This is a genomic window from Acidimicrobiia bacterium (assembly GCA_016650365.1).
Classification (GTDB): domain Bacteria; phylum Actinomycetota; class Acidimicrobiia; order Spongiisociales; family JAENVV01; genus JAENVV01.
Map to the genome: position 1 here is coordinate 1 of JAENVV010000046.1, position 10,642 is coordinate 10,642.

7 protein-coding genes are annotated in these 10,642 nt (G+C 61.3%); 4 read left to right on the forward strand and 3 right to left on the reverse strand.

Annotated elements, in window-relative coordinates; translation table 11 throughout:
- From JJE47_03035 to JJE47_03050, 4 genes are all read left to right on the forward strand, one after another.
- Positions 1–487 (forward strand): HNH endonuclease (locus JJE47_03035; protein ID MBK5266384.1); only part of this gene is annotated, 487 nt, incomplete at its 5' end.
- Positions 488–997: 510 nt separating this feature from the next.
- Positions 998–4,597, forward strand: a complete 3,600-nt coding sequence (gene nifJ, locus JJE47_03040; GenBank protein MBK5266385.1) for a pyruvate:ferredoxin (flavodoxin) oxidoreductase — start codon at positions 998–1,000, stop codon at positions 4,595–4,597.
- Positions 4,594–5,607 (forward strand): dihydroorotate dehydrogenase-like protein, encoded by a 1,014-nt coding sequence (locus JJE47_03045; GenBank protein MBK5266386.1) that lies wholly within the window; start codon positions 4,594–4,596, stop codon positions 5,605–5,607. The genes nifJ and JJE47_03045 overlap by 4 nt, the downstream gene beginning before the upstream one ends.
- A 264-nt stretch (positions 5,608–5,871) precedes the next feature.
- Positions 5,872–7,032, forward strand: a complete 1,161-nt coding sequence (locus JJE47_03050; GenBank protein MBK5266387.1) for an MFS transporter — start codon at positions 5,872–5,874, stop codon at positions 7,030–7,032.
- Positions 7,033–7,036: 4 nt separating this feature from the next.
- Here the strand turns inward: JJE47_03050 and JJE47_03055 are convergent, their stop codons facing one another.
- The 3 genes from JJE47_03055 to JJE47_03065 are packed head-to-tail and all read right to left on the reverse strand — an operon-like array spanning position 7,037 to position 10,538.
- On the reverse strand, positions 7,037–9,118 hold the full coding sequence (locus JJE47_03055; protein MBK5266388.1) for an SLC26A/SulP transporter family protein: 2,082 nt from the start codon (positions 9,116–9,118) through the stop codon (positions 7,037–7,039).
- A 27-nt stretch (positions 9,119–9,145) separates the two neighbouring features.
- A complete protein-coding gene (locus tag JJE47_03060) occupies positions 9,146–10,291 on the reverse strand; it encodes a PLP-dependent transferase (protein ID MBK5266389.1) in 1,146 nt (381 codons plus the stop codon).
- Positions 10,292–10,340: 49 nt separating this feature from the next.
- Positions 10,341–10,538, reverse strand: coding sequence for a hypothetical protein (locus tag JJE47_03065; protein ID MBK5266390.1), 198 nt, complete (start codon positions 10,536–10,538; stop codon positions 10,341–10,343).
- Positions 10,539–10,642: the final 104 nt, after the last annotated feature.

A 10,642-nucleotide genomic window follows, 5' to 3' on the forward strand; every position in this document is an offset into this window, starting at 1 on the left:
CGCCAAGACCGGAAAGCGGGGAATCGTCGATATCCACGTCGACCTCGAAACTCTCACCCGTCTTTCCGAACACCCCGGTGACCTCGCCGGGTACGGACCGGTCGTTGCCGACATCGCCCGCCAGGTCGCAGAAAACCGGCAGGGCCAACAGTGGCGCTACCGGGTGACCGACGAAACCGGCGAGATCATCGACCACGGCATCACCCGCCGCCGACCGACCGCAGCCCAGCGCCGATACGTGGAGATCCACAACCCCAGCTGTGTGGGGATCGGCTGCCGAGCACCGGCCACCGCCTCGGACATGGACCACACGCAACCCTGGTCCGAAAACGGACCGACCAAAACCACCAACCTCGGACCCAACTGCGCCCACGACCACTACCTACGACACCAAACCGGGTGGACCTACCAGCGGGCAACCAACGGGGACCACATCTGGACCACCCGCCTCGGCCATACCTACCGAAAACGAAGAGACCCTCCCTAACCGCTATGGATCAATCGGATACGGCAACAAGTCGCCTCAAAAAAACCCAAGAATCAACCAGGGTCCGTCGAAATCGGAAACCGGAACGCTGTGCTGCCCCTCGAGGGCAACTGACCCGGGCTCATAAATCTGATCCCACTAATCCGGATCACTCGGCTGCGTCGAGAAACGCCGCGACCTCGGCGGGGGTGCGGAGTCAGGCGGGGGTGCGGAGGCAGATGATGTTGGTCTTTGGCTCGCCTGATACGCGGAAGACCTGATTAAACGGCGAAAGCCGGGGAACGGCTCCTCGACCAATGGACCTCATGTCAAGGGGCGACGGCCGGTTAAGGTTACTGACAGATACGCCAGCCCCTCCGGCACCGTTCTCGTCCGGCTCTCGCTTGAATTAGTTCGAATCCTACGGCACCCACCTCCACCCATCTAGGGCACAATTCCCCTAAATGTTGACTTACTCCTCCGGCACTATGGCCCGAGGTCCCTGGTCATAGGATTGCCAAAGAGACCAATATGTACCTTGCCTCGACTAATTGGAGTGCCGTGCCCTATATCACCGTTGATGGCAACGAAGCTGCGGCTTCGGTTGCCTATCGCTTGTCCGAAGTCATCTCAATTTATCCGATCACACCGGCATCGCCCATGGGCGAGCTTTCCGATACCTGGTCAGCAGCCGGTCGACCGAACCTGTGGTCGACCGTCCCTCAAGTCATCGAAATGCAATCTGAGGGCGGCGCCGCTGGAGCGCTGCACGGAGCGCTCCAAGGCGGCGCCCTCACCACCACCTTCACCGCCTCGCAAGGCCTCCTACTCATGATCCCCAACATGTTCAAAGTGGCAGGCGAACTGCTCCCATCGGTGATTCATGTGGCGGCCCGCTCGGTGGCTACCCACGCCCTATCGATCTTCGGTGATCACTCGGACGTGATGGCCGCTCGCATGACCGGGTTTGCAATGTTGGCCTCGTCATCGGTTCAAGAAGCCCAGGACCTGGCGCTGATCTCCCACTCCGCCACCCTGTCCTCGCGAGTGCCCTTCATGCATTTCTTCGATGGGTTCCGCACGTCACATGAGATCGCCAAGATCGACAGCCTCCTCGACGCCGACCTCCGGGCGATGATCGACGACGACGCAATCCTGGCCTTCCGTAACCGTCGTCTCACCCCCGACGAACCGGTCATCCGCGGCACGGCTCAGAACCCCGATGTCTTCTTCCAGGGTCGTGAGGCCGCCAATACGTACTACGACGCCGTACCGGACCTGGTCGTGTCTGCCATGGACCGCTTCTACGACCTGACCGGCCGCCGCTACCACCTGTTCGACTACGTCGGAGCTCCCGATGCCCAGCGAGTCATCGTCATGATGGGGTCGGGAATCGGCGCGGCCGAACAAGCCGTAAACCGACTCGTCGCCGACGGCGAAAAAGTCGGCCTGCTCAAGGTACGTCTGTACCGACCGTTCTCTCCGCAGGCCCTTATCGCGGCGCTTCCCCCGACCGTCATCAGCCTGGCCGTCCTCGACCGGACCAAGGAGCCGGGGGCCGTTGGCGAACCGCTCTACCAGGATGTCGTAACGGCGCTCGCCGAGGAAACCGCCCTCGGCCGCACTGCCTGGGACATTGCTCCGCGGGTGATTGGCGGACGCTACGGATTGTCGTCGAAGGAGTTCACGCCTCCGATGGCGATGGCGGTACTCGACGAACTTCGCGAGTCGCAGCCCAAACCCCACTTCACGGTCGGCATCATCGACGATGTAACCCATCTGAGTCTCAAGTATGACCCCGACCGATATCTTGAGGACGCCACCGTCCACCGGGCCGTTTTCTACGGCCTCGGGTCGGACGGCACTGTTGGCGCCAACAAGAACTCCGTGAAAATCATCGGAGAAGCCACGGACATGTATGCCCAGGGCTACTTCGTCTACGACTCACGCAAATCGGGCTCACAGACCGTCTCGCATCTTCGGTTCGGTCCCAAGCCCATCGATTCGACCTACCTGATCGGCTCTGCTCAGTTCGTCGGCGTGCACCAGTTCGAGTTCTTTCATCAGATGAATCCGCTGGCCATTGCCGCTCCAGGAGCCAAAGTCCTCATCAACTCTCCACACGGCGAAGACCTGTGGGACCACCTCCCCGCCGAAGTGGTTGCCACGGTGGTCGAAAAACAACTCGAGGTTCATGTCATAGACGCCAACCAGGTGGCATCTGACGCCGGACTCGGCGGTCGGGTCAATACGGTTCTCCAGGCCTGTTTCTTCGATATCGCCGGCATCCTCGATCCACCGGTGGCGATGGAGCAGATCAAGAAATCGATCCGCAAGACATATGCCAAATTTGGCGAAGTTGTGGTTGCTCACAACGAAGCGGCCGTCGAGGCCGCCATTGTCAGCCACCACAGGCTGCCAATCCCTGAAGTTGCCCCGTCCGTGACAACCCGTCCGCCGCGGTTGACCGAGTCAGGTCCGGACTTCGTCAAGAAAGTCACCGCCGCCATGTTGGCCGGCCAGGGTGACTTGCTGCCGGTGAGTGCCCTGCCTGCCGACGGGACGTTTCCAACTGGCACCACCAGGTACGAGAAGCGATCGATCGCCATTGAGATTCCGACTTGGGATCCCAGCTTGTGCATCGACTGCGCCAAGTGTGTCCTCGTCTGCCCTCATACCGCCATCCAGATGAAGGTCTACGACCCGGCCTTCTTCGCCGGCGCTCCTGACGGATACCAGTCGAAGCCATGGACCGGCAAAGACTTCCCGGACGCCACCATGACCATTCAGATCGCACCGGACGATTGCACCGGGTGTGGAGTCTGCGTCGACGTCTGCCCGGCCCGATCCAAGGAAGAGGCCAAGCACAAGGCTCTTGACATGATCCGCAAAGACGATGTGCTCGAACAGGAGCGAGCCAACTTCGACTTCTTCCTCGGGTTGCCACAACAGGACCGCAAGCTCATCAAAGTCGATAGTGTCAAGGGGAGCCAGATGCTCCAGCCGCTGATGGAGTTCTCTGGGGCCTGTGCGGGATGTGGTGAAACGCCCTATCTGCGGCTCCTCTCCCAGATGTTCGGCGACCGTCTGACGATGGCCAACGCCACGGGTTGCTCGTCGATCTACGGTGGAAATCTTCCGACAACCCCGTGGACCACGAACGAGCAGGGGCGGGGTCCTGCCTGGGCCAATTCGCTCTTTGAAGACAACGCCGAGTTCGGTTTGGGTATGCGCCTGGCGCTCGACCAGCAAATTGTCGAAGCAGACGCCCTGTTGGTAGACCTCGCCAAATACCTACCCGACAACCTGGTTGCCGAACTCCAGGCGGGTCGTCTGGCCGACGAAGTTTCGGTGGAGGCCCAACGCACCAGGGTTCTCCAACTCAAGGACGCCCTCACCGGTATCGATGATCCCCGGGCCAGCCGGCTCAAGACCGTCGTCGACGCTCTCGTTCATAAGACCATCTGGATTGTGGGTGGCGATGGCTGGGCCTACGACATCGGATTTGGTGGCCTGGACCACGTGCTCGCCTCGGGGCGCAACGTGAACATCCTCGTGCTCGACACCGAGGTCTATTCGAATACCGGCGGTCAGGCGTCCAAAGCCACCCCCCGGGCGGCGGTTGCCAAGTTCGCAGCCGGCGGCCGACAGGTTGGCAAGAAGGACCTCGGGATGATCGCTTCGGCCTATGGCGACGTGTACGTCGCCCAGGTCGCCATCGGTGCCAATAACACCCAAACGGTGAAGGCGTTCGCGGAAGCCGAAGCGTACGATGGTCCGTCGCTCATCATTGCCTACTCACAATGCATCGCCCATGGCATCGACATGTCAACCGGCTTCTCGCACCAGAAAGAAGCCGTGACGTCGGGTTACTGGCCGCTGTACCGGTACGACCCCCGGGTGGCCGCCGAAGGCAAACATCCGTTCCACCTTGATAGTCGAGCGCCGACGATCTCCTTCAAAGAGTTCGCTGCAACCGAAGCCCGCTACGCCATGTTGGCGAGGTCGAAACCCGAAACAGCCGAGGTACTGTTCGGTCTGGCCCAGGACGACATCGACGCCCGGTGGAAGCTCTACGAACAACTGGCCGACGTCGAACGTCGGGTCCCTGACTTGGAGGATCACGAATGAGTGCTGATCTGACCACCCGTTATCTGGGCTTTGAGCTTGCCCACCCGATCATCCCGTCGGCCTCGCCGCTGACCGGGTCGCTCGGCACGCTCCACAAGCTGGAAGAAGCTGGCGCCCCTGCCGTGGTGCTTCCTTCACTGTTTGAGGAGCAGATCGTCCACGAAGCCGCCGAACTTGCCCACCTCGTGGAATCGCTGGCCGGCAGCTTCGTTGAATCCCCGGCCGGCTACTTCCCGGAACTCGACACGTACAACACCGGCCCGGACGCCTACCTCCGACTGGTCGAAGATGCCAAGCGGGAACTACGCATCCCGATCATCGGCAGCCTGAACGGGTCGACCCGTGGCGGCTGGGTTCACTACGCCCGTTTGATCGAGGACGCCGGTGCCGACGCCCTCGAACTCAATATTTATGTCGTGGCCGCCAACCCGATGTTCTCTGCGTCCGACATGGAAACCCAGTACCTCGAGTTGATCGAAGCTGTCAAGGAAAAGATCAAGATCCCGCTGGCGGTCAAGGTCAGCCCGTACTTCTCGGCGTTTGCCAACATGGCGAAACAGATGGTCGATGCCGGAGCGGATTCACTGGTGATGTTCAACCGGTTCTATCAGCCCGACTTCGATATCGAGGAGATGGGCGTCACACCCAACCTGGAGCTATCGACGCCCCACGACCTCCGGCTCCCGTTGCGATGGATTGCCATCTTGTTCGGACGGATCAAGACACAGTTCGCCGCGACGTCCGGGGTTCATTCAGCCGAAGACGTCGTGAAGCTGTTGCTGGCCGGCGCCGACGTGACCATGACCACCGCCTCGTTGCTCAAGTACGGTCCGGGCCACATGACTGATCTCGTCTGCGATCTGGAACGCTGGCTCGACGAGAACGAATACTCATCGGTGTCCCAACTGCGGGGCAGCCTTTCCCAAGTCAACGCCCCCGACCCGACCGCCTTTGAGCGCCACAACTACATGAAGGCCCTCACCACGTTCCGGTCCCCATCGGTGGCATAGGCCCGAAGTCCGTGCGAACGCAGACTCCCCAACGGGGTGAAGGACCGCCAAAGCGGTCCTTCACATGGTGAGCGTACTTACCCTTGTCGTCCATATCAGGCCGGAATCCGAAGACGGTTTCTCCTGAAGTGGTGCTCACCCCTTTTGACCATTAACGCCATCTAAGGTCAAGAACCTGAGCGAAACTTCAAAAGAGGTCCTACCCGGATTCGGCGTCCCACCCGAATAGACCCGGTCGCGACCGGGTGTATGGTTCGTCGGCTCATGGAAAAACTGGTCACCCGGGCGTTCGGATTCGCCTTCACCTCGAACCTGCTGATGGGGTTGACCTTCGCGTTGTTCATCCATTACGCCGGGTTCCTCGTCTCCCTCGGAGCCAGCGAGGGGACGGTCGGTGTAATCGTCGGGGTTGGATCGATCGGCTCGCTGGTCGTTCGTCCGTACGTTGGGCACCTCATGGATCGGATCGGTCGCCGACCACTCATCCACGCCGGCAACCTGATCAACGTCGCCGGACTCGCCGCCCTGACCACCGTCACCTCGATCTCCTGGTGGGTGTACGCCCTCACCATCGTCCACGGGATCGCCGAAGCCGTACTGTTCACCTCTTTCGTGACATACACGGCCGACATCGTCCCGGCATCTCGCCGCACCGAAGGCATGGCGCTATTTGGAGTATCCGGACAAATGCCCCTGGCACTCGGCGGGCTCCTTGGTGATTTCATTCTCCGAACGAGCAACTACACCACGTTGTTCTGGGTGGCGGTCGGGCTTGGAACGGCCGCCTTCGCAATGGCGCTACCTCTTCACGAGTCGAAAGGTGTTCACACCCGGCCCAGCCTCGGTTTCCTGGTCGCCATCCGCCAGCACGAACTTTCACCAATTTGGCTCATCACGGCTTCGTTCTCGCTGACGCTGATTTCGATTTTCACCTTCCTCAAAACCTTCGTCGACACGACCGGATACGGTTCGGTTGGAGTGTTCTTCGCTGCCTATTCGACCATGGCCATCGTCGTGAGGTTGGGTGGCCGGCAGCTTCCACAGCGATTCGGCGAAATCCCGGTGCTGAGCGCAAGCCTGATCATCATGTCAGGTGGGATGGTCCTGCTCGGGTCTGCCACGACGAGTCTGGCCATCGGGATCGCCGGTGCGACTGCCGGAATCGGTCATGGATTCTCATTCCCGATCCTCAACTCACTCGTAGTTGAACGCTCGACCACAGAAGAGCGGGGGGCGGCGCTTTCCGGCTTCTTGTCATTCTTCCCACTGGCATCGTTGATCGGCGCCCCGCTTCTCGGGTGGGTCATCGAATCAGCCGGCTACACACCGATGTATCGGGGTATCGGAGCCCAACTGCTTCTCGTCGTGATTGGCTACGCCCTTTGGGAACGCCACCGCCATCACCAGGCACTCGCAGTTCGCTAAATCGCTACTCCATCGCTTTTCGAAGTGCCGTATTCGTCTCGGTGACCCGGCGCGATAGTGACCGCGCCATCCGGCGGTGGACCTCGGCGGCGAGGCGCGGATTGGTTGAGAGCAGGCCCTCAAGTTTTGATTCAGAAAGGGCGTAGGCCACCACCTCGGTCTCTGCGACGACGGAGGCGTTGGCCGGTTGGCGGGTGTAGTAGGCCATTTCGCCAACAATGGCGCCGGGTCGCATCGTCCGCAATCGGGTGCCACTGGCTTCGAGGACCACCCGGACCCGACCGGACTCGATGACATAGATCGGATGCCCGACCGACCCCTCGGCGATGATCGTGTCACCCACGCCAAACTCGACACGCTCCATCATTGCGAATACTCCGTCGGCCCATGGCCCGGCGATTTCGGCAAGCTGGGCTTCGACCGATCCGAACAAGGAGTCCTCGCTGCCGAGGATCTGGTCCTCAGCCCACTCAAGGCCTTCGTCGAGTGTATGGAACCGAACGACGGTTTCGGCCGCCTCGGCGGCGGCAACTTTCTCGCCAAGCGGACCAAAGCCGGTCAGCACCGTCGTCACACCTTGTTCAGCCGCCGTTTCGAGGAACCGCTCGAATGCGTGCAGCGCAGATCCGTCGAACCCGGTGACCCGCTTGCCGTCAACCACCAGATAGCGTACGACTTCGGGCGCCATCCGTGCTCTCAGCTCACCGATTAACCGGTTGGCCGTGCCAAAGAAGACGAAGCCGTGGATTCTGAAGATGGCAATGGCCTCGCCGGCCTCGGTCAGGCGATCATTGTCCGTAACCGGCCGATCGACGTTTGAGTGATACGAATCGCCGGACAAGGCAACCTGCACAACGTCGATCTTCGAGTATTGAAAGATAAACAGGCCGATGGCGGCGAGCACTCCGATGACCACGCCTGATACGAACCCGAAGCCCGCCGTGACCACGACGACAATCAGCACGATCGAGTAATCGGTGGCACTGACATTGGACCGCGAGGCGACCATCCACTCGTACAAGAGGTCCAGCCCGAGGCCGGCTACGACACCGGCAACCACGAAGACAGGCAAATAACCGATCACCCGCGGCCCGGCCGCCAACGCAGACAGCGAAACGAGGCCGACGATCACCGCCCCCACCTTGTTGGTGCGCGACGACTTGACCAGCTTCTGGAGCGTGAGTGATTGCCACCCGGGCAGACTTCCCACCACGCCCCCGGCGACATTGCCAAGCCCGGCAGCCTTGAGTTCAAAATCGAGCGGAAGGTCGACCCTCTCGCCGACTTCGATGGCGCTGGCGTTCAACAGCAACGACAACAACGCCACAGCGGGGATCGTCAGTAGAGTCGGAACGGCGGGAGCCAATTGGGTCATGTCTGCCGTGAGCCAAACAAATAGATCGGAAAAATGGACCGGATCGGCCGCGAACGGGCCGACGAGCCAACCGTTGGCGCCCGCTTCCTCAAGGCTCACTCCGCCAACGGCCATCACCACAAAGAAGATCGCCAGGGCCAACCCGACCACTGCCGGTTGCAACCACCGGTTATCCACCTGAGCTGCGTAGGCAATCGCAAGGCCAAAACCCAACGTGGCAACCGTAATCCAGGAGGCCGAAGCGTCCTGAGCCAATCGCCATCCTCCCTTGAGTAGCAGCCATCCGGTGGCCGCCAGGAACCCTCCCACGACCGGATACGGTAGGAACCGGATGAGCCGTCCGAGCTTGAAGGCTCCGGCGAGGTAAAGAACGAGACCGGTTGAAATCGACGCCACCGCCATGGTGGCCACGACGAGAGCGAACTGTTCGTCAGGCGAACCAGTCGAAGAGGCGGTAGCCAAACCGGCGGCGACCGCCACGACCGCCGCGGCATTCGACTGAGGAGTTCCGACCAAACCGGACGTCAAAGCGATGACGAGTCCAAGAATTCCGGCTCCGATGAGGATAGGGCCGAAGTCTCGCGCTTCGGCGAGGCCGAGTCCGCCGAAAACCAGAGCGGCCAGGGACAACGACCGGACCGCGCCAACCAGACCAGCCGAGACGCTGTCCGCGAGAATGCGAACTGAAACATGATGGTTCGGCGAGCTCATTGCCCGCAGAACACTAGCCAGGGGTCCTCAGCCGCCGAGGGCCTGACCAAGATCGGCGATCAGTTCGTCAGGGTCCTCGATACCAACCGAGACCCGCAGCAAATTGGGGGGAACCGGGGTCGTTTGATACGAGGCACGATGTTCGATAAGCGACTCGACCCCTCCGAGCGACGTCGCGTTGGCGAACAGCCGGGTCGTAGCGGCCACCCGTCGTGCCTCGCCGGCATCTCCGTTCACAAGAATCGACATCATGGCCCCAAAACCGCCGGTCATCTGACGAACTGCGATCTCATGCCCTGGGTGGGATTCCAACCCAGGGTATAACACCCGCTCGACCCGTGGGTGGTGCTCGAATACCGCGGCGATCGCCGCGGCAGACTGGCAAGCACGGGTGTAGCGCAACGGCATCGTTCGGATACCCCGCAAGAGAAGCCAGGCGTCGAACGGAGCAAGAATCGAACCATGACTCCCTCGAACCGCCTCAATCCGTTCCCAACGCTCGTCAGGCTTGGCGGTGATGAGGATGCCGGCCAGGACGTCAGAGTGGCCGTTGTAGTACTTGGTGGCGGAGTGAAAGACGATGTCGGCGCCAAGGTCGAGCGGTCGGGTCGTAACGGGAGGTGCCACCGTCGAGTCGACGACCACTGTTGCCCCGACCCGATGTCCCAATTCCACTGCGGCCGCAATGTCGATGAGTCCCCACATCGGGTTGGTGGGAGTCTCAATCCACAGTAGGTCCGTTGTCTGAGTCAGGGCTTGTTCAAGAGCGCCAGGGTCGTCGGAGTCAAACAGTGTCAGCGAGATCCTTCCGATGCCGGCTTGCGAGCGGAACCAATCCTGACCGCCGTGATACATGACCACCGGAGCGACCACATGCCCGCCCATCGGGACCGACTCCAGGACGGCACTTAGCGCGGCCATTCCCGACCCGAACACCAACGCCGCCGATCCTCCATCGAGTTGAGCAGCTACGTTCTCGACTGCTTCGGCGCCCGGATGGGCATAGCGGCGGTAGACGTAGTCATCGGAGATTCCCGGGCCGCGCCGAAACGTCGTCGACGGCTGGAGGGGTGGGACAACGCCCCCGGTGGCCTCGTCGAAGACGCCGCCGGCGTGGGCTGCAATCGTAAATGGATCTCCTGGCACAGTCGCCTCGTTTCGCTTTCGAACTATCTCGCCTACTGCTTCATTGATCTACCGATCAGGCTAGTGACGGACTCGCCTAGTCGATCGAATCTCGCTGGACCGCCCACTCTGTCGCCTGGCCGGTAGTGCTCGCAATTCTCTCGAAGTCGACGTCATAGTGCAGCACGATCACCCCAACCTCCGCGGCGGCGGCCGCTATCACGAGGTCACTGATTTTGACTCGATGTTTCCCGCTGGCAGCCATCGCTCCCTGGGCCTGCAATGCCCGTGCCATCACCTCGCCCGTGACAGGAGCCTGTTGAAGACCTGACTGAACGGATTGAATACCCAACCACTCGGCCTGGCTCCGTGCGCTGTAGCCGAGCTCCAGGGAGACGA